The sequence below is a fragment of the Candidatus Omnitrophota bacterium genome (assembly GCA_028715965.1).
In the GTDB taxonomy this organism is placed as follows: domain Bacteria; phylum Omnitrophota; class Gorgyraeia; order Tantalellales; family Tantalellaceae; genus JAQUQS01.
Genome location: JAQUQS010000013.1, coordinates 21,195 through 44,214, shown reverse-complemented (window position 1 = coordinate 44,214; position 23,020 = coordinate 21,195). Strand labels below are relative to the sequence as shown.

The following is a 23,020-nucleotide window of genomic DNA, read 5'->3' as shown; positions in this document are numbered from 1 at the left end:
ATCATGCCCTCTGCCTTACGAATGCTTCCAGGAACTCTTTATCTTCCGATGAGATATCGGTCAAAGCCGCGGCTATTCTGTTGAGGGGGCCACGCCCGGGATTTTCCACGCGCATGACCTCACCCCGACAATGCACATTGTTCCCATGCCTTCCGGGCAAAGCGATATCCATATCAATAACGGCCCCTTGGGAAAAAGGCCTGTCGAGCAAAAAGCTTATGCCGCCAGCACCAAGGTCTCTTAATGTAACAAGTTCCCACTTCCTGCTTTCTCCGCCTTTTTCCCTCATTCGGGTAACGAACGACCCCTTGACGCGCGGCCATTGTCTTTTATCCCTGCTTTTCGTATATGATGTTTCCGGCTTATCCGCGTCCATGTTCTTATCCGCCCTTTCAAAAATAATAATATTATTATACCCTGAAGTTCCCTTATTTTCAATTATTCCCGCGATTTTAAGACTATGCGTGCCCTGAGTTTTCTTTTTCCTCAAAATTTTCGTTTATCAAAATTACTGGTCTTTTTGCCATTTCTCACCAAAGTTAACATAAACTTCAGTTTTTTTGTTAGAAAAAAAATATTCAGTATTTGCGTTCTTTGTTTTTTCGTAGAAGAACAAAAAGGTAGGTGCCTGCGCTGGCATTTGCCTTTTTTATAGTATATACTTATTAATAGAGTTTAGTAGTGGTAATAAAAAGTTTGGTTCTAACATATAGCAAAGGCGGTGTGTCATGAAGACAACCATAATAACCAATAAAAGTTCAGGGTTTATAAAAAAATTCCTGCCGATAGCTGCGGTTTTTCTTTTTTGTTTTATCACCGCGTCAGTCGGAGCCGACGAGGAGCCCGCCTCTTTTCGGGTGGAATCCCTGAATGGCGATTATAGCCAGACCCAAAACCAGGGGTTCTGGCTAAGGATAATGGCCCTTGACTCAGAAGGTTATCCACTTTACAGCTGCAGCAATACGATCGAACTCTATACGGACCCCACATCCAATGGCGTACCAGTACCGGCTACCGCGACCTTCGACAGCAGTGGATACCTTTCCATAGAAAATTTCAAATACACCGGCACCGGAACTTTCAACATATATGCCCGCGACACGGGCAACCCCGGCATACCCTCAACATGCGCGTCCCCTTTCACCTTTGAGCTGGAGCATATAAACGAATTGACCTTATCCGATGTCCCCGCCGAAGTAACCCAGCATGAGGAATTCACGGTCAAGGTGTCGGCATTCAATGACACGGGAGACCCGGCCATAGCCTATGATAAAAACATTTCCTTTTCGTCTTCCGGCGGAACAGGCTCAATAGAGCTCGTTTCCCAAACGGGCTTTACCGCTGGGGTTAACACATATACACTTAAATACACCGGGTTCGGCAATTCCGTATCAATAACCGCGGAAGATGATTCCCTCTCTGCCAATGCCACTATTTCCGTAGTAAAGAATATCGGCGGATTTAACATAGCCGTACCGGCCTCTGAGCAGATACAGAACAAAGCTTTCGAAATAACCATAACGGCCATTCCCTCCTATGGCGCGGACCCGTTACCGAACTACAACGGCGACATCACCCTGGAAATAATAGAACAATCCGGTTCCCGGATCGAAGTACCCGGAACATATACCTTCAATACTTCCGGCGTATGTACCACTTCGATCTCATATGGTGACATTACACCGATAACCATTGTGGCCACGGACAACGACACGGGCACAGAGTCAGACCCGTCTGACCCCGTTACATTCGACGAGGAGACGCAGAGCTTCGAGATAATAGACATGACCGGGCCGTACATCCAGAACAGGGACTTTACATTCAAGGTCCGCGCCCTGGATTACGCCGGCGCGAAGATACAGGATACCCCTGTATCCCGCACCCTTAAGTTCGTCAAGGGAGGGGCCGCCTCTGGCTCATTCTCCCTCTCGACATTGCCTGTCACGTTCACGAACGGCGAGACCGGCATTATCACGATGCAGTTCAACGGCGTCGGCGTGGCGTCACTGACCGTGCAGGACAACACGGACACTTCCATAACAAGCACCGCCGTATCGCAGACCTTCCTGTCGGAACTACGCAAGCTCTCCGTTGTCAGCGTCACACCGACATCGCCTTTTACGGACCTCAGGCAGAACGGGGATTTCTCTTTTGTCGTACGCGCCCTTAACTATGACGGCGGGCTATTGTCCTCTTACGGCGGGACGCACACGCTTACTTTCTCCGAGAACGGCTCGGGAAGCCTGAGCACCGCTTCTTCCTCCGTCACGTTCTCCGGCGGAACCGCTACCGTAAATAATGTTTATTCGGCTTCGGGGACCATTTCTATCTCCGCCGCCGTATCCGGCGACGCGTCCATCACATGTACGGCCGCCAGCGCCACATTCCTACAGGAAACGTATTCCCTGGAGGTAGCGGCAGCGGCCTCTCAGGTACAGGGCATTAGCTTCAATCTTACGGTAACCGCCCTCAATGTATTAGGCGACCCGATAGAGGCCGATAACGTGGCCAAGACCCTCGACCTCTCGATCGTCGACCCGGCTTCAGCCAACGGGACACTTTCAGTATCTCAGCAGGCGGTCACGTTCAATTCCTCAGGGGTGGCCACCATACCCATTTACTATACCGGTACGGGCACTATCGATATCCTCGTCAAAGACCACGCGACCGCGTCCATCTCAGGCCAGGTCGATGATATCTCTTTCGATACACAAGCGACTTCTATCGAGATCTCCCTGTCCACGGAAGATTCGGAATACATACAGAACAAGCCGTTCGACATAACCGTTACCGCTAAACGCGGCGCTTCAGCGGCGACATATTTCAACGATGACGTTTCCATATCCAAATCCGGCGCTTCGGGCAACCTTTCAGAGACCTCGATCCCCGGCGAGAGTTTCTCGGGCGGCACTTGCACTCTGCATGACGTTACTTTCGACAACATAGGCGCTATTACCATCACCGCTACCAGCGATACGTTCGCTCTCTCCGACTCCGACTCCGCGACATTCGACGAGGAGTCGCAGAGCTTCGAGATAATAGACATGACCGGGCCGTACATCCAGAACAGGGACTTTACATTCAAGGTCCGCGCCCTGGATTACGCCGGCGCGAAGATACAGGATACCCCTGTATCCCGCACCCTTAAGTTCGTCAAGGGAGGGGCCGCCTCTGGCTCATTCTCCCTCTCGACATTGCCTGTCACGTTCACGAACGGCGAGACCGGCATTATCACGATGCAGTTCAACGGCGTCGGCGTGGCGTCACTGACCGTGCAGGACAACACGGACACTTCCATAACAAGCACCGCCGTATCGCAGACCTTCCTGTCGGAACTACGCAAGCTCTCCGTTGTCAGCGTCACACCGACATCGCCTTTTACGGACCTCAGGCAGAACGGGGATTTCTCTTTTGTCGTACGCGCCCTTAACTATGACGGCGGGCTATTGTCCTCTTACGGCGGGACGCACACGCTTACTTTCTCCGAGAACGGCTCGGGAAGCCTGAGCACCGCTTCTTCCTCCGTCACGTTCTCCGGCGGAACCGCTACCGTAAATAATGTTTATTCGGCTTCGGGGACCATTTCTATCTCCGCCGCCGTATCCGGCGACGCGTCCATCACATGTACGGCCGCCAGCGCCACATTCCTACAGGAAACGTATTCCCTGGAGGTAGCGGCAGCGGCCTCTCAGGTACAGGGCATTAGCTTCAATCTTACGGTAACCGCCCTCAATGTATTAGGCGACCCGATAGAGGCCGATAACGTGGCCAAGACCCTCGACCTCTCGATCGTCGACCCGGCTTCAGCCAACGGGACACTTTCAGTATCTCAGCAGGCGGTCACGTTCAATTCCTCAGGGGTGGCCACCATACCCATTTACTATACCGGTACGGGCACTATCGATATCCTCGTCAAAGACCACGCGACCGCGTCCATCTCAGGCCAGGTCGATGATATCTCTTTCGATACACAAGCGTCCTCTCTTACGGTCGAGCTTTCTACAGACGATTCGGAATTCGTCGAGAATAGATCGTTCACGATAACCGTCACGGCAAAACGCGGCGGTGCGGACGCTATATATTTCGATGACGACGTGGACCTATCGGTCGTTTCGGGAAGCGGTTCGATCGACCCGCTTACGATAAGCGGCTCGGAGTTCGGCTCGGGATCGGCAAGCGTAACAACGGCCGTATATGACGCCAGCGGCGCCGCTACCATAAAGGCCGAGGCCCACAATTTCCCCGGGGTGGAAGGCACAGACAGCGAGACCTTCGCCCAGCAGCTGCGGAAACTCGAGGTAACGAATGTCGTCCCGGTGGCGCCCTTTACCTCTCTCCGGCAGAACGGTGATTTTTCTTTTGTCGTCCGGGCCCTTGACTATGACGGGGCACTTTTATCCTCTTACGGCGGAACCCATACCATTACTTTCTCCGAGAACGGTTCGGGAAGCTTAAGCACCACGTCTTCCTCCGTCACGTTCTCCGGTGGGTTAGCCACCATAAGTAACGTTTATTCGGCTTCGGGGACCATTTCCATCTCCGCCGCCGACGACGATGACCCGACGGTCGAAAGCATATCCGAAGAGGTTACTTTCCTGGAGGAGACCAACGGCTTCGGATTATCCGTCGCCAGCTCATCGCAGACACAAGGGATAAGTTTCAACATCACCATCACGGCCCTTGATGAGGATGGCCACCCCATACAGACCGACGGCGTGACCAAGACAATCGATTTCACCCTGGCCGACCCGGCTTCGGCTAACGGAACTCTATCGAACCCGCAGCAGGTAGTTACTTTCAACTCTTCCGGCGTGGCCACGGTATCAATGTACTACACCGGCACGGGCAACATCTCGATAAACGCCTCGGACCACGGCAATCCTTCTACCAATGGCTCTCTTACGGGACTTTACTTCACAACGCAGGCGACATCGCTGGTAGTAACCCTTTCCACGGAGGATTCGGAATACATACAGAACAAACCTTTCGATATAACCGTTACGGCCAAAAGAGGCGAAGCCACCGCCACCCACTTCAATGACGCCGTATCTATTTCCGTTTCAGGCGCTCCGGGCACCCTTTCCACAACGTCTATCCCTGGATCAAGCTTCTCCGGTGGGACATACACCCTTGAGGGCGTCACTTTCGACGGCAAAGGTGCCGCCGTATTGAATGTATCCTGCGTTAATTTCGCCGTATCCAAGAGTGTCAGCGTTACCTTTGACGAAGAAACGCAAAGTTTCCTCATAATCTACCTGAACCCGCCGTTCATACAGAACGATGATTTTTCTTTCAAGGTACGCGCGCTTGACTATACTGGCTCCAAGATAAAAGACCCGTCCGTATCGCGCACGATAAACTTTATCAAGAGCGGTTCGGTCGCGGGAACTTTTTCCGTGGCCCAATCCGCGGTCACTTTCACCAACGGTGAGACCCCCGAGATAAACCTGGCCTTCTCTGGCAAAGGTGATATAGGCCTTACCGTTACCGATGATGTCGCCGGGCTTTCCAGCCAGACCGAGGATATCACGGTGGAACAGGAGACCCGCACATTCTCTTTCGATGATATCAATAGCCCGCAGGTACAGAACGAGGCGTTCCAGATAAAGCTTTCAGCCCTGAAATCGGACAACTCCGTGTCCACAGGGTATTCACGCATTGTTACGATCGAGCAATTCGGCGGAAATGGTTCTCTCGTCCGAGAAGATGGCGGCCTGTTCCAGCTCTCTGGCGGCGAGGGAACCTTTAACGTCATCTATACCGGGACCGGGTCGAATATCACCTTCAGGGCGAGCGATACGGCCGACGGCACGGAGGTCATAACCAATATCGTAGGCACGTTCAGCAACCAGATCACGGTGGAACAGGAGACCCAGAGTTTTGCCGTCGAGCTTGTTGATCCAGACGAGGAACACATACAGAACAAACCGTTCCAGATCAGGATAAGCGTGCTCGACGAGAACGGGTTCGTCCCGGACAACGTGTACAGGGGGCCGATAGAGTTGACCGTCGACGGCGCGGGCAGCATCTCTCCTTCCGAGGTGATCATGGGTCCTTCCGGCGTTGTTACTACTTACGTGACTTATGACGGCAAAGACGATATCCACATTACCGCGACAGCAGACACTGAAAATATAGGTGTCGTTTCAGAGATCATCGGCGTTTCCGACCTTATAGACATCAAGAAAGAGGCACGCCATATCTCCCTTGAATTGCTAAGCGAGACTTTCATACAGAACGAACCCTTCCAGCTCAAGATAACAGGCCTAAAAGAGGACGGATCCACCACTTCCACCATCTATAACGGGCCGATAGCGATATCGGAAAGCGTTGATAATCCCTATGGCTCACTTACCTATGAGGTCGCCGAAGGCTTCCAGGATGGCGACAAGGGAGTGGCGATATACAACGTGACATTCTCAGGGAAAGGCCCTCTTACGCTTTATGTAGAGGATACGGAAGAGCCTGACGACATAAGCTCGGAAAGCGAGTCTATCGTCGTCCTGAACGAGGTGGACCATTTCTACGTCATACCTTTCGACGATAACTACGACCAGATGAAATACCAGGAATTCAGGTTACGCGTATATGGCGTCAAACGGGACGGCACCTACTCAACCACTTACGCCGAAGCCGTAACTCTTACCGTGCTCCCGGACGACCCGGACCCGGCAAATGGTGAGCTCCAATATGATCCGGTCGCCCTTGTTCTTGAGCATGGGGAATGCGTTCTCCCGGCGACATATACCGGCCATGGATACCTGAACATCCGTATAGATGACCCTGATGAGGAGGCCCTTACCGGCCTTACCATAACAGGCACAACACCCCAGCCCATACATTTCAAGCAACCCGTGTCCCACTTCTCCTTCTCGGTCCCGGACGAGAATAACCTTATACAGAATAAACCTTTCACCATGTATATAACGGCACTGGATGTCTTCAACAACCATGATATACATTATACAGGGACCGCCGACATTTCCTTTGAAGTGATAGATTCTCCTGAAGGAGGCACTTTCACCCCGACATCGACCGCCGCGGTCGGGTTCTCCGGCGGGCAATGTTATCTGCCGAGCAGTCTCACGGAAGGACAGGCGCCCAAATATACGGGGATAAGAAGCATCAAGGTAATAGCCAAGGACCATGAGAACCCGGATATAAAGGGTGAGGTCATCCTCACGTTCAAACAGGAAACTACCTGGCTGGCTGTTTCACTTCTGACCCAGCCCGACGTCGATCCCAAATACCAGAATGAGTCGTTCACGATCAACATACAGGCAAAAAAATGGAATGGGGATAATTCTGACGACTATGCCGGCCAGACCATAACGGGCATATTCCCGGAGATCGCCTACGGCAGTGAGGGAACGACCGGGACAGTAAGCCTCGTTGACATCCCCACCGGAGGATATACCTTTGACGCTGCCGGCAAATGCACGATAAAGGCGCTTTATACGGGATTCCATACCTTGATACGTTTTCGCGTCACGGCTTCGGGCCATACTAACTCGATCTCAGGACGGATCAATACCTACTTCGAGATACGCCAGGCTACACGCCAATTCTCCATCACGCCAACATTGGCTACCGACGCCGCTTATCCCGATGATTATACTCTTGTCCGCAACAAGCCGTTAGAGCTTACTATTCGCGCGGTGGAGGGGGAAGGCGCTGATCCCGACATATTACCAACGTGTACAGCCTATAGTGGTTATGTGGAATTTAAACCTCTCATCTATGTGGAACCGGAGATCCCGTTGGACGATTACGAGCTTAACATGACTTTGGTAGACCCCGTCAAATATCCATTCGTGAACGGTGTCTGTACTATAACCATACTCCCGGAACCCGGTCTTATTTATGGAGGTAAGGGTAAAGTGCGGTTCGTTGTCCAGGACGTGCGCCATGACTACATCTCCGGGGTGTCCAAGACCATTACGTTCCTGCCTCAAACCGAGTTCTTTGAGGTCAGTGCCGCGGCCAATCAGGCGACCAGAAAGGACTTCAAGTTGACAATAACCGCCAAGAGGACAACGCCTGAGGGGGTTGTCGAGACGTTCCCGTTCTACTCGCCCCTGACCCCTATCGAACTCACATTTGATCTCGTAAACCCGGGCCCGGGCGAGGAAGCCGGGACGCTTAGTAAAACCACCGTATCCTCCGCGTACTTTAAAAGAGGGGTCGGGACCATATACCTGGCTTATGATGCCCCGGTAGACCCGCAAAGTATAAGAATAACGGCAACGGACAATGACGACCAGTTGATGGGGCTGGTCGACGATCCCATAACAGGTTCTACCGATGTGATAACGTTCACCGAAAGTTCCAATATCGCGAGCAGGAAAAGCGGATACTGGGATGATCCTGAGACATGGGACCTCAAAATGGTCCCCCTGTCCTCACATAACGTCACTATAAATAAAGGCCATATCGTGACCATACGCCCGGAAGGACCCTCGGAGGAAGACCCCTCGACCATGGTCCCGCTGGATGTTGACCCGATCACTATCCTGGACCTCGACGTATACGGCACCCTCACATATGAACAGGGCACGCTGACAACCCCGAACAACGGCCATGGCAATGGCCATGGTAGCGACGACGGCACTTTTGGCGGTTCTTGCCGCATCAACCTTGCCGTTAACGGCGACATCAACGTGCATGATACGGGATGGATAAAAGCCGATGACCTTGGATACGACAAGAATACGACCCCGGACCTGAAACACGGACACGACCCGTACGGCTCCACAACCTCGAACAGGAACATGTATTATGGCGGGTCCTATGGCAGTCTCGGCGGATGTTTCACCGTAGTGGAAGGCAACTCTACCAGCGGATACACCGCCTATAACGCCTCGCATCCGAACTATTTCCCCGTAACCTACGGTAACGCTTATTCCCCGGAAGAATGGGGTGTGGGCCGCCTGAGCTCCAAGGGTGGCGGAGCCATAAAACTTTCCGCGAATAATGTTATAGTCGACGGAAAGGTCTCCGCGGACTCCACAGTAAATTACGGAGGTTCCGGAGGAAGCGTTTGGTTCATCGCTGACACCGTTTCCGGTGAGGGCGTGATCTCCGCGGCCGGCGGACGTGGATACTATAAGTCCTCTTCTGCCGGTACGGCTGTCGGCGGAGGTTCCGGAGGCAGAATAAGTTTCGTGAACCCTTCCGGGAATACGGACCTGACTTTCACAGGACCGATGAGCGTCAACGGCGGTACGGTATACGATTCGCCTTCCGGGAGTTATCCCACTACATATGTTTCCCGCGGGCATGCCGGGACTATCGCGTTCCCCACGAACATGAAGAGGAATTTTGAGATCAAGCGCACGCTGAGACTGGGCCATGATTGTTCAAACGACTTGTTCCTATATAACTTCGGCAATTTGACCATCAAGAACAGGGGCCGACTGGAAGTAGATTGTCTCCCCGAACTTAAAGCCAAGAGCAATGCGTGGTATTCCGCTCCGTGGCCGTACACCTTCATCCTCGGTGGAAATATCGTAGTGGAAAGCGGTGGGATCGTTTCCGCCACCGGTCTTGGGAACGACGCGCAACGCGGACCGGGCATCTGCCCGCTCGTTCAAAGCACCGGCTATAAGGGTCCCTCTTATGGAGGCCTGTCAGGCAAGATATCCGCCGGCGAGGTATCCACCTATAAATACGGGACTTACGGCGACGCATACTACCCGCTCCAGTCCGGCACGGGGTCAAGATACGCCGCTTCCGGCGGTATCGTGCTTCTTTATGCCATTGACCTGACAACCTTTAGGGAAGGTACGATGACCATTAACGGCACCGTTGAATCCAACGGTTATCCGTCTCCTTCCGGTTCTACCGGTGGCAGCGTCTTCCTGTACGGAGGCCTTAAAATGCAGGGGTCAGGATCAGTAACGGCTTCCGGTTCAAGGGCTTATGGCGACGCGACATATTACGACGCCGGTTCCGGCGGCGGAAGGATCGCCCTTCATGCTGATGATGGCGAAGACTTCACCTCTATTGATAAAGTCATTGCTTCGGGCGGCCGGGCCTACGACGCGCAGTATAACGGGCGTGACGGCACCGTATACATCAGCTGGTTACAGGGACTTGTTTTCACATCTGACTGTCCAAAAACGCTGGACTACAACAGGCTCGAGGGTCCTTATAAGATAGAGCTCCGGGACTGTTTCGGCAACGCTAAAACCCCGGAGGGGAACCAGGACCTTGTGATAGACCTCTCGGCTTCCAGGGAAAATGGATGCCATTTTTATTCCGATCCCAATGGGACCAATGAAATATCCAGCATTACCATTAGGCGTTGGACGACACGAACACCCGAGTTCTACTTCAAGTACAACGGAACGGCCCCGCCTCCGTTAAGTGTCGTACTGAGGGGCCATGCGGACTCCGCGTATAAGGACGCTTACCTTACTATCGGGATATTATCGCCCTTCAACACTTATAAGATCCGTCCTGCCGACGGCCAATATACACGCGTGGCCGGCAAACCTTTCGATCTTGTGATCGGCACACGCGACGGCGAATCTTTCACGGGGACACTATCCATCGCGGCAAGAAAGCTCAATCCCGCGACGGGTTCGGCGGAACTTTCAATATCGTCGTTTGCCATGAACGGCCCGGAAATAACCTTGACCGGCCTGGAGTATCCGGATTGCGGTACCGTTTCTTTCGTGGTATCGGACCCGATGAACGGGGAAACCGAATCATCTTCGGGAGAATTCCGTTTTGTTCCATATACTTTCACGGTGGATGCTCCAGAGAATGTCGAGGTGAACGATACGTTCGACGTTAACCTCGAAGCGCTCAATTACCATAGTGACATCTGCCCTAACTTCCTCGGGCCGGTCTATATCCGGGTTAATTCCTACGTGGACCCGTCGAACTACCAGGGCGGAACAATTACCGCACCCACCTCCTTTACGTGGACCAGCGGCACCGCCACAGCCCCTAATTGTAAGTACAACAGGTGGGGAACGCTGAAAATAGAGTGCGCTGATTATTATCTACAGAACCAGAAAGGTGTGTCAGAAGAGGTGAACTTCGTTCCTGCCAGTTTCAATATCCGTATCCCGGGCATACCGGCGAACCGGGCGTTCTTCTATACAGGAGAACCCTTTACGGTTCGCGTTACCGCCAGGGACGCGAATAACGCGGACATAGAGAACTACCGCGGAACGATAATCTTCGACGGAACGGGAAAGGACTTCGTGTTCAGGGACGGAGCGTTATACACCGACAAGGATGAGCTCTTGAGCGTCGATGTCCCCGAAGCCTCGTGGGGTATCCTGTACAAAGACGTCAAGAACATCAATCCCGAATTGTCGCAGAGCGATTTCTCCGTATATGACATCAACTACCCGGCTTCCGTCACAGTGTCCGCCCCCATAAACCTGCTTGCCGCGAAGATAGTGGTCGAGAACGCCGCTACGGTGAACCCGCGCGGGCCTCTTAACACAAAGATCAAGATCATGGAGGACAAGGTCGGTGGCAGGATAATAACGGAAGATGTTTCCACGAACTTTACTCTTTCCAAATTCGTTCTCGGAGCGGACGGGAGCCTTACTCCGGACGCTAATATTTACAGGATAGATTGCCTGGCCTACTCTGACGGCGATACCCAGGTAAAGAACGGCGTATGCGAAATAAAGGTTTCCAGAAGCTCGGGCACTACCTCCGAAAAAGTGTATGCTGAGGCAACTGTGGACTATATGTCCACCCAGGGAGGAGAACTCCAGTTCGGATCTTTCGGGGGAGATATCTTGCCGCAAAGATGGAGGGTCATAAACAAGGAGATGGTGAAACCTGACAGATAATTGACCTGTTATTTGGTCTCTAAAAGAAGGGCCTCTTCTATACTGGTTATCCCCGCGATAACCTTGGTCTTGGCGCAATCCATAAGAGCTCTCATGCCGCTAGCCAGGGCTGTTTCTTTTATTTCCTGCTGCGAAGCGTTCTTTACGATCTTTTCCCTGATATTGTCGTTGATCTCTAAAAGCTCGAACACTCCGCATCGTCCGTAGTATCCGGTCATATTGCATTTTGGGCACCCTGTGGGCTGGAAGACGTTCTTCTCTTCTTCCGGCGTTATGCCGAATTTTTTTGCCACTTCTTCCGGGATGTTCTTCACGGGTTTCTTGCATTCCGGACAAAGACGCCTTACAAGCCTTTGCGCCAGAACTCCTATGAGTGAAGACGCGATAAGGAATGGCTCCACCCCCATATCCAGAAGTCGCGCGACCGAGCTTACCGCGTCATTCGTATGTATGGTGGAGAACACGAGATGGCCGGTAAGAGCGGATTGTATCGCGATCTCGGCGGTCTCCACGTCCCTGACCTCTCCTATCATTATTATATCCGGGTCCTGCCTGAGTATTGCCCTGAGCCCCGTAGCGAACGTGAATCCGGCTTTCACGTTTACCTGAGCCTGTTTTACCTGCGGCATCTGGTATTCCACCGGGTCTTCCATGGTAATGACATTGTTCTCTATTTTGTCCATTTCGTTAAGAGCCGCGTATAAGGTAGTGCTCTTTCCCGATCCGGTAGGCCCGCACACAAAGAACATGCCGTAGGGCCTGTTGATGATACGGCGAAACACAACGATATCCTGTTTATCCATGCCTATCTCATCAAGCTTATATATCCCTTTTGATTTGTCGAGTACCCTCATTACTATACATTCCCCGAACACGGTCGGGAAAGTGGAAACTCGTAGGTCTATGTCCTTATCCCGGACCTTCACGTTTATCCTGCCATCCTGCGGCAGACGTCTTTCGGCGATATTAACACCTGACATGATCTTTATCCTGGAGACAAGCGGCGCCTTCATCTCCTTGGGAAAGGTACCCGTAACGATAAGCACCCCGTCTATCCTCATGCGGCATTTCATCTGTTCTTCTTCCGCGTCAAGATGTATGTCGCTGGCCCTTAACTCAATGGCTTTTTCGATGATATCGTCCACTATTTTTATGGTGGACCCTCCAAGGGCAAGTTCGTTCATCTCGTCCCCGGCGGCCTGTTCTACGCTTGCCCCGGACCTGATCTTCTCCAGTTTCTGGCGTATATCCTTGGATGCCGCGAAATGGGGAAGGACCGTCATGCCGGTAGCTTCCTGTAACATATCTATGACATTGAGATCCATGGGGTCGGCCATGGCCACCTTGATGTTCTTCCCATCAAGTCCTAGAGGTATGATGTTGAGGCTTTCGCACATCTCGAACGTTACGGCATTCATCGCGTCCGGCTCTATTTCCTCTTCGGCTATGTTGACATATGGATATTCCAGCTGCTGGGCGAGCACCAGAAGGAGGTCGGATTCCGTTATGAGGTTCCTTTCGACAAGAATATGCCCCAGAGGGCGATGTGATCTTTTCTGCTCCTCAAGCGCCGCTTGTATATCCTCGGCCTTAACCAAGCCTTTGCTGACAAGCAAGTCCCCAAGTAATGCCCTTTTCTGCATATTTATAATTGTCGCGAGTAGGTTGTTCCCTCTAAAAGACAGGATGCGCCGCACTATTGATCAGGCAAGTACGGCACATCCCTGAGTCATGTCATAGTAACGCTAACCGCTTAATTACCAGTTTTCCGGGTTTATTGCGGAATATTCTCCCCAATCCGGTCCCAATGGAGCGGTATGATTAACGGATACCTGGTAGCCCGCGGCCGTATCATAGAACCATCCACCCTTATTCGAATCTCCAGCGGCAGAGAACACTTTGTTATTCCCCTCTTTTTCTTTAAGGTTGTGTACCATTTCCGGCGGGATATTCCTCAAATATGGCACTTTCGCTCCCGCATCGTCATAGGTATCATCTGTCAACCTTGTCAGAGTGTTGGGGTATACCCCGTTCTTGTGCCTGTACATATTCACCCTTGAACGTATGGTCTCAAGGTTGGATTTTGTGGTAGATATCCTCGCGTCCTTATCAAAACCCATAAAGTTAGGCACTATAGCCGCCGCTAGAATGGCTAGTATGGCTATGACTATGATCAACTCTATAAGGGTAAAACCCTTATTCTTTAACAACATCCTGGTCCTCATTAGCACCTCCTGTTTTTATGGCATTCCGGATATCCATTATCTGAAATGCTGCGTCTATCCTTAAATATCTACTCTGCGTCAACTACTAAAAGTAACTTCCAGCTCTTTAGTGATGCCGGCAACTTTACCTATACCCGTTACTATCCCGCCGGACACGCTTGCCCTGTATTCACTACCGTCCGCTAAAGTCACTGGCCCTACTGACCCTGTTCCGCTATGTTTCAGGCTATTTATCGACAGAGATATAGCCGCCTCAGCCAGATAGAACGCTTTCGTCCTGTCTATCTCGAGTTGCACCTCACTGAACCGCAAATTCACTAAAGCGAATAAGCCTACACCCATACTGGTCAAAAAAGCGAACATTATTATGACCATAATAAGTATAGAGCCTTTTCCCCCGTATGGTGCCTTTTTTTTTCTTTTGACACTCTTTGTTACCATACTATATTTAAAATATATATTACTATTACGTAAAATGCAAACAAAAACCCCTTACTGTTGTGCCAATAAATAGTATGATTGGTTTTTTTCCTTCTCTTAATGCTTAAAAGCCTTTACCACACCAAGAACCGGTAATAAAATGGATAATGCCAAAAAGGCTATGACCACCCCCATAGACACGAGAAGCAAAGGTTCTATAAGAGTGGTTATCATCTTAATGGCCTGGTCCACTTCCGAGTCCAGGTAATCCCCGACGTCCAGGGTCATTTTGTCCAGATTACCGCTAATTTCCCCGGCGGCCACCATTTGTATGACAACATCCGGGAAGATACCGGCGTCCTGAAGGGCCTGGGCCAGGCTTGTCCCCCCGACTATGGCAACCCTTACCTGTTCTAAAGCACTCTTTATAACATAATTCTGTTCGGCTTCTACCGTTATTTCGAGCCCCCTGTTAAGCGGGATACCAGATCCAATAAGTCCCGATAACGTACGCGCGAACCTGGAAACGTGTATCTTGAGCACCATTTCCCCCGCTACGGGTATTTTCAGCATGATCTTATCAAGTATATGTTTCCCTGTCTCGGTCTTTTTGAATTTTATGAACCCTATTACTGCCGCTGCCAACCCCACGCTGACCAATGTAAAGTTCCCCCTCAAGAAATCCCCGATCGCTACCAGCGCTACCGTGGATTTCGGGAGTTTTGCGCCCATACCGGCGAATATCTTAACGAATTTTGGAAGGATAGAAGTGACCACGAAGCCCACAACGCCTACGGCTAGGCACAAAATAACAACCGGATACGTCATTGCGGATTTTACTTTATTCATTATATCCATCATCTTTTGTTCAATGTCTATAATGTCATACATGACCTTGTCCAGCTTACCGGATGCTTCCCCTACCTTTACTATGCTGGTGTACATTTTATTGAATGTTTTCGGGTACTTGCTCAGGGCCTCGGAAAAATCCGACCCGTTCTTTATCTGGTCGCCTACATCCGTTAATATTTCCTGGAGTTTTTCGTTCTTCACCATACCCGTCACCGTATTAAGCGATTTGAGTATTGGCACGCCCGCCGACATCATGGCACAGAACTGGCGCGTGAAAAAAAGCACTTCGACCTTACTGGGAGGGGTTTTCAAAAGCGATTGTAATATATCCCCGGACCTTTGTTTGCCGGTCCCGGACGATTTTTTTTCTTTTATCTCGATCAGAAAAAACCCGCGCGCGGCTATATCGCTGGCGGCCTGTTCCTGCCCGTCAGCCTCTATCACTCCGGTCTTTTCCTGACCGGCGCTATCCATGGCCCTGTATATGAACTGCACAAATACCTTTCGCCTGGGTCTTTATTCCGCGTTCCTGCTATTCGGCAAAAACATCCTGTTCAAGTTCCATCTCTTTTATTGCCTTATCGCATTCATCAATAACAGCTATTGCATCGGCCACATATGGACTGGTGGGATACTTCTCGAAAAGTTTGACCGCCATATCAAGGCCGGAATTATAATCCTTAAGCTCGAAACAGTATATTTCCGCCGCCCTCTTCAACGCGTACGGCGCCTCCTGTGAATCCGGGAAATCCTGGGCTATCTGCGCGTACCTGTCCGCCGCGCTGCCCAGCCTGGTGGTTTTCCCCATGTCCCTGGCCATCATGCCTTTACCGTCAGCCAGATCATCCGCTTCTTTCTGTGTCGCGGATATAAGCGCTCTTTCTCCCGGTCCCTCGAGATTTATGAACGTCTCTTTTCTCCCCATGTAATTAGCTTCACGCCCGGCAGGCTCGAACGGTATTATATGCGGGGTCAGGAAGATAACAAGCTCCCTCTGGTCGAAAGAGGTACTTTTCGACGAGAACAGTTTCCCGAGGAGCGGGATATCCCCCAGTATAGGTATCTTGTCGACCGTCTTGGTGTCGTTCCTGTTCATAAGCCCAGCCAGCATTATTGTCTGGCCGTCCTTTACGCGTATGGTCGCCGTGGCCTCCCTTGTTGTGATCCTGGGGCTCCCGTCATCCAACGCTGAAAGGAAGGTCGAGACTTCCGGATGCACTTCCATGGTTATATATCCACCGGGGGACACATAAGGCGTTACCGCGAGGACAGTCCCTATGTCCACGAAATTCGTGGTCTCTGTCGTGCCGGTAGTTGTCTGGGTCGTTTCTTTATACGGGTATCTTTCCCCTATAAGTATTTTCGCCTCCAGGCCGTTCAGTGTGGCTATGGACGGCGACGCCAGTACATCCGTGTCCTTGTTCTCAAGAAGAGCGTTCACCTGGAGGGTCCCCTCGAACCCTTTTATGCTGAGATCGGTTATCTTGAACTGACCTGTCGGCAGGTCGCTGGTCGCGGTATTATCGAATTCGCCCGCGAACGTTTCTTCCGTGGAGACCTTTCGGTTGAATATACCCTTGCCGATACCTATAGGCGAATAATCGAAAGTGAACGCGGTCCCTATGCTTTCAAGGTCCGATTTGTTTATGTCCAGTAGTTTTGCCTCGATGATCACCTGTACCGGCGGGATGTCCACTTTATCGATAAGGTCCTTGGCCCTTTCAATTATGTCCGGGAAATCCGTAATAAGTATTCCGTTCGTGGATTCCGAGATCGACATAGTCCCCTTTGTGGAGGACAGGGCCTCAATGAAGTTCAAAGCGGTACTGGCCCTTAAATAGTGGAGCAGGAGAAGTTCGGTCTGCAAGCCAAGGTCTTTTATGCCGCCGCCTTCCACGATATAATAAATATCACCTTCCTTGGAATATGTATACCCCTGTGTCCCGAGTATGGCCTTAAGGGCCTCCTCAAGGGAAACATTCTGCAACGACACCGATACTTTACCGGAAAGTTTTGTCGTCTCGATAAAATTGATATTGTACGTATAGGACAGCGCTTTTATGATCGATCCGATATCCACGTCATCATATTCTATGCTTACAACGATATCTTTCAATGCCTGTTTTTCCGTCAGCGCCTTGTTCCCCATCTCTATATTGGCCGGGATCATCACATCCGCCGGGAGCACATCTTGCGCCGACAGGGACAATGGTTCCGCTAGAACAAGCAACAGCGATATCCCCACCGCCACCATTTTGCCGCGATAGACCTTATTTGTCATTTTGGTCTCCTTTTATTGTTGTTGCCGGATCATATAAGGTCAGTACATAATCCGTTTCTCCATCTTTAAGGACAATATAATTTCTCTCTATCCTGCTTACTGTCCTTTCGCCTATCTTATCATCTAACTTATATATCTTCCCATTTATTATGGCCGTGGACCGCGAGCCAGCCAAAGTTATACCTGACACCGTAAGATCCTCTTTTACAGGCTTCTCTTTCGTTTCTGACTTCTTGAACTCTTTTGCGAAAGGATCTTTCATAGTTTCCGGCGTCGATAAGACCTCGATATCATCCAGGGATTCTTCCCTACCCATGGCTTCCGGCGTGTTCTTGAGAAGGGCCGTTATCTTTATTTCGCTTTCAATGAGGTTCTTTTCCTCTCCCGTTTTTTCTCTGATGAGTATATTGTCTATCCCTACAAAGCTTATGGATCCTTCAAGATCACTTACGAAGTTAAGGATATTCCCGTATTCCGCCGTCATTTTGAGCATTACGATCATACTTTTGTATACATTGATGGGCTCGTCCGGATATTCGGGTTTTATCGATGTGATGTCTATCTTATTTGTTTCCGCGAGGCTTACGAACTCCCCCAGCACCTGCGGTATTTTCCCCTGTGTCGGCAGGCCCTTTTCCATCTCCCCTATTTTTTTGTCGAGATCGTCAATGACCCTTTGAAGCCTGGATACCTTGCTTTCCTTTTCATCCGTTGCCATGGTATCAACGCGGACAGTCTCGTCCATCGACAGGTATTTCCCGACTTCGCCTTTGTAATATTTTAATATCGCGGTTTTCGGTTTATATACCGCGTTCATATATAGAAGTGATATGCAAACAACACCAAGCGCCGTAAGCAGCATTTTCTGTTGTTTAGGCAGGGCCTTGGCTTTCTTATAAAGGTCCATGATCTGCTTGACGTCTATGTTCAGGTTATTGGCCATCTTCCTTCTTTTCTTCGGGCGGCACCCGGTTCTCTCTTCGCGAATAGACAGTTTCCACTTGGAACGCTACAAGCTCTTCTCCTGTCGATTCTTTCTCTGTATAAATAAAGCGCGTACCTTCAAAGTAAGGTGAATTATCAAGCGTCTGCATGAACTTTGATATGATCTCGTTGCCCTGAGCCGTTCCCTTGAAGATGAACCCGTCCGGCTTAAGCGACAGGTTGTTCAACGTAAGGCCCTCGGGCACCACCCTTGATATCTCCGCCAGTATGCCGGACCATCTTATGTCCGAATACAGGTACCATTCGAGTATTTGCTTCCTGTCAGAAACAAGTTTTTTCAGCTTATCCAGTTGTTCTATTTTTTTATCCAGGAACTCGCTCTTTTCCTGTTGTTTGGCGATCTCCTGTTGCCGGAGCCCGTATTCCTCCTGGAGCAAAAGCATTTTTTTGTTGTATTTCCTTATCTCACCGTCCTGCCATATCGCTATGAGCACAAAAACCGTCACCATGGCTACCGCCACATAAAAGATCTTGCTTGAAAGAACCTCCCGGACCAGGATCTGTACTACATCCACTTTTCTGGATTCTTCGGGAATAAGGTTTATTCTTTTCATGTTATGGCATTCCCCTTTGCGCAAGTCCTATGGCGGTATAAAAAACAGGCATTATATCCTTTATTGCCGACCAGTTAGGCTTTTTCCCCATATCTCCGGATATCTCCATCCTGCCCGTGTCTTTTGTCGTGACAGCGTTAACTCCAAGCATATCCCCAAGACCGCGGGAAAGCGTTTCTATCAGGCACCCGCCACCCGTTAGCAGTACACTATCGAATTTCGTAATAGTCGAATGTGCCACCTGGTAAGAAAAGAACTTGAAGTCCCTCTCAATGCTGACAACTATGCTCCTTATCGTGTCTATATCATCTCTGGATAGCCCGCCGTCATCCGGCACCGCTGTTCCGTTTCCCGAGGAAAAAGCCTCCCCGCCGACCTTCATGTTCCGCGTGAAATATGGCGCTTTCCCCTGCACGACACATAGCGTTGATTCCTGGCGTCCTACGTTTATAAGGAGGGTAACACGGCTATCGTCATCAAAATATCCCGCGCAGACCAGCGCTTCGAGTTCGGCAAGGATATCAACGTCTACAGACAGGACCTCTATGCCGGCGGCGGCGAACATGGCCAATTCCTTGATTATACGGGTTTTCTCCGAAGCCACTACGAAAACCGTCTGCATATTCTCTTTTTTGACCCCTATAGGGGGGACCGGGACATAATCGAACGTCAGTTCGTTCTGGTTCTTATTGGCCATCGTTTGGGTCGCTTTCCACCCCACGGCCTTTTTTGTTTCATCTTCACCCATTTGCGGTATTTCATGGAGGAACATCTTTGCGTTGTCAGACGATATCGCTATATGCACTCCTGACTTGAGCTTCTTTTCCTGCTTTATTTTACCAAGCATCTCGGATACCAGCTTGTATCGCTCCTGTTCGGTCGACACAGTAGCCACTTTGTAGTAATCCAGCTCTTTCACCTCGAACTTGTTCTTCTTGCACATTACTCCCGCGACCTTTATGGATGATGCGCCTACGTCCACACCATATGACAACCCGCTCTTCTTCCCTCCCCCCCCGGGCAAGGAAAGCGTTTTCGGGATCTTTCCCAGAAGACCTTGCATGTCGATCTTGCTTATTTTTTGTAGGATGTTCTCCGTCATTGATCCTCTTCTCGTTCCGTTTATTTGCTTTTCACTATTATAGTGCTCTTGATCAGAGACAGAGGATATCCTTCTTTCCTGGCCTGTTGTATTCTCTTGTAGACGCCGACCGTATGCTCTTTCTTGTAAAGTTTCCTCTTGCCATCTATTGCCGTAACATCGAACAGTCCTAACTGTGTATAATAAGTTACGGTGGAAGGGGAAACCTTCAAGAGAGCCGCCAGCTCTCTTACTGCCACCAGATCGTCCATGGATACCTCCAATTTATAATATCTGAATGATTTAAACGTACTGTATGTTTAATAAGTTTCGAACAAAGTGTACCTGACCGTCGGAAAGAAGTCAACTGTAGGCGTATTTATTGTCTGACTGGCGTCCTGGGTTACCTTATAACACCATCTTTGCCGGGACTTTCAGTAAAAACATCTTTATCCGGAGAAGGGGGCTCTTCGGGGAACTTGTCATTTTTCCCCGTAAAAGGTACTATAATGCCGCTTTTCCCTATTTTTTCCTCATCATATTCCATGGGGTCCTTCTCGATCTCCCGCTCCTGTTCGTCCGCCGTTCCGGGATCCCCTATAATGTCGTTCGCCCCTACCTTTTCGTAAATATATTTATCATGGTCCTTATCGACGTTATCCTGGCACAGGACCGGGAAAGACCCGTTAACAATTAACACAACGCACATGAACAGTACCTTGATCCCTTTCATCTCTCCCCTCCATGGCTATCGTTCCTGGCCACTCTCTTTCTCATATCGTTTTCCCGGCGTCTTTTTCCCAACCCAGATACCATATACCGTCAGGTATTTCCATTCCAGCCCCCCTATCTCAGGTTCTTTGATATTTGGGAGGACTATCCTGTCCTTTTCGCTCATTTTTTCTATCCAGCATTCATACCCGGCATTGGAAGCGGGAGCGGTCTGTAGATACCTGTATATAAGAAGGTCTTCCTCCGGCATTATCGCAGGTTCATATCCCACGATATATTTCCAATCCCCATCTGGATGCTCGTAGAACGTCTTATAAAAAAGCCCCATGCTTGCGCTATACATGATACCACCAGGCTCCGGCAACCATCCTTCCGCTTCTTTGTCGTCGTCGCAAAAGCATCCAACAGGCTTTTCCCCTGTATACCGGGTAAAATAATCGTTGGTCCCCAGACAATAAAAAACGATCGCTACAACAAGCGTAAAGACCAGCCTGCCCGGGCTTTTCAAAGGGATCTTATCTCCCATGGCCTCCTGGAATTCCCTGGCCATCCATATCAACAGCACAGGTATGCCCCAATCATCCCAGAACCGCACGGCCTTGAAACCTAAGACCCACGACAGGACGACCATAATGAACATCGGGTCAAACAACATTGCCCTGTCCCATTTTCCTCTTGCGGCTCGCCATAATAAAAAAAGTGAGATCGATACCACAAGGAGGAAGCTCCCCTGGAAGGGCAGGAATTCAGATACAAGCTGTCTTTGCATTGATACGCTCTCGAACGCCCAGATCGCGTGCGATATGGTCTGCGTAACATATGCGACAGGATCCCCGGTGAACATCATGCCCGCGATAATACCGCATATAAGCGATGCGAGGACAAGTCCCGCCACACGCCATTCTTTAGCAATAGCGAACGATACTACCGGGAGCGCGAACAGGAACCATATACTTGTGTGTATATAAGTGGTCACTGCGGTCATTAGCATTATCGCTATAAGGATATCATATCGTATTTTCTTCTCTTTCAGTTTTTCCCACACAAGAAATATCAAAAGCAGCGTGGTCATGGAAAATATGTACGGGCGCCCTTTAACAAGCCTCATTACATAGTTGCTTACGCTCAACATCACTATATCAAGGGATAAGATCCAATATTCGGCACGTTTGAAAAAAAGAAGAGGAAGCAGGCAGAACAAAAAGAACAGAAAGACCATCTCGAAGACCACCAGAGCATCTGTATCCCATCCCAGTGTATGGTGTATCCACCCCAGGAACTTATGCCATCCTATGTGGCTGTCTATGGTATATCCTTCCCGTATCACCAGGATGTCTTGCCAGTCTTTCCCAGAAACAGCCTTAGCCGCATGCCTGAGCGCGTCATCCGGCGGCCTATAACCCATCTTGGCGACGCTAAGCGGCGTTATGAGCAGGACCGAGATAATAATAAGGTTAACAAGTAAAGGAATAGACCTGTATTCTTTTATCGTCTTTATCATTAAGCTCCTTCGATCATTGCGTTTTCTAACGCTGGAGGTTCTCAAGAAGTTCTATCTGGCGTTTCTCAAGAGCTATCTGTTCGCGCATAAGGTCATTACCTTCTTTTACCAGAGCCGCGAGATCGGTAATATCGGAAGATATATCGGCGTTCTGCGTCCGCATATCCTTACTAAGATTGACCATATCAAGCAGGTAGAACGTGTCTATTTGTCCACCGTCCACGATCTTTTGTTCTCCTGACGCGATCTTTTCAGCGTATGTTTTCCCATATTGTGGTTTTTGTTGCTGGGCTTCCGTCGAAAACGCCGCTAAAAGAAAAACGCTTATCAATATACACACATAACGTCCCATTTCCCCTCCTTAGGGAAGACTACTATCTCCCTTCGCTTTAGTATACATCATGTGGGGAGTGTTATGCAAAATATCATCGGCAACCGAACGAGAATTCCTATTCACCGAACCGTGTGTGCGTAGGCGCCCGAGGGGGCACCGACCCCTGAGGAAGTGTCGGCGACCCAGAAGGCGACGACCCCGGAGCGCGGCAAG

General features: G+C 50.3%; 14 protein-coding genes. 1 reads left to right on the top strand and 13 read right to left on the bottom strand.

Annotation, left to right across the window (positions count from 1 at the left end):
* Window position 1: 1 nt before the first annotated feature.
* Entirely contained in the window at window positions 2-376 is a 375-nt protein-coding gene (locus PHH49_06285) for a PilZ domain-containing protein (protein MDD5488548.1), read from the bottom strand.
* A gap of 352 nt (window positions 377-728) precedes the next feature.
* Between PHH49_06285 and PHH49_06280 the strand changes: the two genes are divergently transcribed.
* The gene (locus tag PHH49_06280) at window positions 729-11,822 is read left to right on the top strand and encodes a hypothetical protein (GenBank protein MDD5488547.1); all 11,094 of its coding nucleotides are present in this window, start codon (window positions 729-731) and stop codon (window positions 11,820-11,822) included.
* A gap of 8 nt (window positions 11,823-11,830) precedes the next feature.
* Here the strand turns inward: PHH49_06280 and PHH49_06275 are convergent, their stop codons facing one another.
* The 12 genes from PHH49_06275 to PHH49_06220 form a co-directional block, all read right to left on the bottom strand.
* On the bottom strand, window positions 11,831-13,465 hold the full coding sequence (locus PHH49_06275) for an ATPase, T2SS/T4P/T4SS family (GenBank protein ID MDD5488546.1): 1,635 nt from the start codon (window positions 13,463-13,465) through the stop codon (window positions 11,831-11,833).
* A 114-nt stretch (window positions 13,466-13,579) separates the two neighbouring features.
* Window positions 13,580-14,047 (bottom strand): prepilin-type N-terminal cleavage/methylation domain-containing protein, encoded by a 468-nt coding sequence (locus tag PHH49_06270; GenBank protein MDD5488545.1) that lies wholly within the window; start codon window positions 14,045-14,047, stop codon window positions 13,580-13,582.
* A 78-nt stretch (window positions 14,048-14,125) separates the two neighbouring features.
* Entirely contained in the window at window positions 14,126-14,488 is a 363-nt protein-coding gene (locus PHH49_06265; GenBank protein MDD5488544.1) for a hypothetical protein, read from the bottom strand.
* 96 nt (window positions 14,489-14,584) lie between these two features.
* Entirely contained in the window at window positions 14,585-15,814 is a 1,230-nt protein-coding gene (locus PHH49_06260) for a type II secretion system F family protein (protein MDD5488543.1), read from the bottom strand.
* Between the two features lie 37 nt (window positions 15,815-15,851).
* Window positions 15,852-17,600, bottom strand: a complete 1,749-nt coding sequence (locus PHH49_06255; GenBank protein ID MDD5488542.1) for a secretin and TonB N-terminal domain-containing protein — start codon at window positions 17,598-17,600, stop codon at window positions 15,852-15,854.
* A complete protein-coding gene (pilO, locus tag PHH49_06250) occupies window positions 17,590-18,543 on the bottom strand; it encodes a type 4a pilus biogenesis protein PilO (protein MDD5488541.1) in 954 nt (317 codons plus the stop codon). The genes PHH49_06255 and pilO overlap by 11 nt, the downstream gene beginning before the upstream one ends.
* Window positions 18,533-19,159: a PilN domain-containing protein gene (locus PHH49_06245; GenBank protein MDD5488540.1), complete on the bottom strand. Its 627-nt coding sequence runs from the start codon at window positions 19,157-19,159 to the stop codon at window positions 18,533-18,535. The genes pilO and PHH49_06245 overlap by 11 nt, the downstream gene beginning before the upstream one ends.
* A gap of 1 nt (window position 19,160) precedes the next feature.
* Window positions 19,161-20,261 carry a pilus assembly protein PilM gene (pilM, locus tag PHH49_06240; GenBank protein ID MDD5488539.1) on the bottom strand — a complete coding sequence of 367 codons (1,101 nt, stop codon included), beginning with the start codon at window positions 20,259-20,261 and terminating at the stop codon, window positions 19,161-19,163.
* Window positions 20,262-20,281: 20 nt separating this feature from the next.
* On the bottom strand, window positions 20,282-20,512 hold the full coding sequence (locus PHH49_06235) for a MerR family transcriptional regulator (GenBank protein MDD5488538.1): 231 nt from the start codon (window positions 20,510-20,512) through the stop codon (window positions 20,282-20,284).
* Between the two features lie 131 nt (window positions 20,513-20,643).
* On the bottom strand, window positions 20,644-20,973 hold the full coding sequence (locus tag PHH49_06230; GenBank protein MDD5488537.1) for a hypothetical protein: 330 nt from the start codon (window positions 20,971-20,973) through the stop codon (window positions 20,644-20,646).
* A gap of 15 nt (window positions 20,974-20,988) precedes the next feature.
* Complete coding sequence (locus PHH49_06225) at window positions 20,989-22,473, bottom strand: hypothetical protein (protein MDD5488536.1); 1,485 nt, start codon at window positions 22,471-22,473, stop codon at window positions 20,989-20,991.
* 25 nt (window positions 22,474-22,498) lie between these two features.
* On the bottom strand, window positions 22,499-22,825 hold the full coding sequence (locus PHH49_06220; protein ID MDD5488535.1) for a hypothetical protein: 327 nt from the start codon (window positions 22,823-22,825) through the stop codon (window positions 22,499-22,501).
* Between the last annotated feature and the right edge of the window lie 195 nt (window positions 22,826-23,020).

Excerpts from the sequence above, each read along its gene's own strand:
- PHH49_06285 (MDD5488548.1), bottom strand. The coding sequence starts at position 376 with ATGGACGCGGATAAGCCGGAAACATCATATACGAAAAGCAGGGATAAA.
- PHH49_06280 (MDD5488547.1), top strand. The coding sequence starts at position 729 with ATGAAGACAACCATAATAACCAATAAAAGTTCAGGGTTTATAAAAAAA.
- PHH49_06275 (MDD5488546.1), bottom strand. The coding sequence starts at position 13,465 with ATGCAGAAAAGGGCATTACTTGGGGACTTGCTTGTCAGCAAAGGCTTG.
- PHH49_06270 (MDD5488545.1), bottom strand. The coding sequence starts at position 14,047 with ATGAGGACCAGGATGTTGTTAAAGAATAAGGGTTTTACCCTTATAGAG.
- PHH49_06265 (MDD5488544.1), bottom strand. The coding sequence starts at position 14,488 with ATGGTAACAAAGAGTGTCAAAAGAAAAAAAAAGGCACCATACGGGGGA.
- PHH49_06255 (MDD5488542.1), bottom strand. The coding sequence starts at position 17,600 with ATGACAAATAAGGTCTATCGCGGCAAAATGGTGGCGGTGGGGATATCG.
- pilO (MDD5488541.1), bottom strand. The coding sequence starts at position 18,543 with ATGGCCAATAACCTGAACATAGACGTCAAGCAGATCATGGACCTTTAT.
- PHH49_06245 (MDD5488540.1), bottom strand. The coding sequence starts at position 19,159 with ATGAAAAGAATAAACCTTATTCCCGAAGAATCCAGAAAAGTGGATGTA.
- pilM (MDD5488539.1), bottom strand. The coding sequence starts at position 20,261 with ATGACGGAGAACATCCTACAAAAAATAAGCAAGATCGACATGCAAGGT.
- PHH49_06235 (MDD5488538.1), bottom strand. The coding sequence starts at position 20,512 with ATGGACGATCTGGTGGCAGTAAGAGAGCTGGCGGCTCTCTTGAAGGTT.
- PHH49_06230 (MDD5488537.1), bottom strand. The coding sequence starts at position 20,973 with ATGAAAGGGATCAAGGTACTGTTCATGTGCGTTGTGTTAATTGTTAAC.
- PHH49_06225 (MDD5488536.1), bottom strand. The coding sequence starts at position 22,473 with ATGATAAAGACGATAAAAGAATACAGGTCTATTCCTTTACTTGTTAAC.
- PHH49_06220 (MDD5488535.1), bottom strand. The coding sequence starts at position 22,825 with ATGGGACGTTATGTGTGTATATTGATAAGCGTTTTTCTTTTAGCGGCG.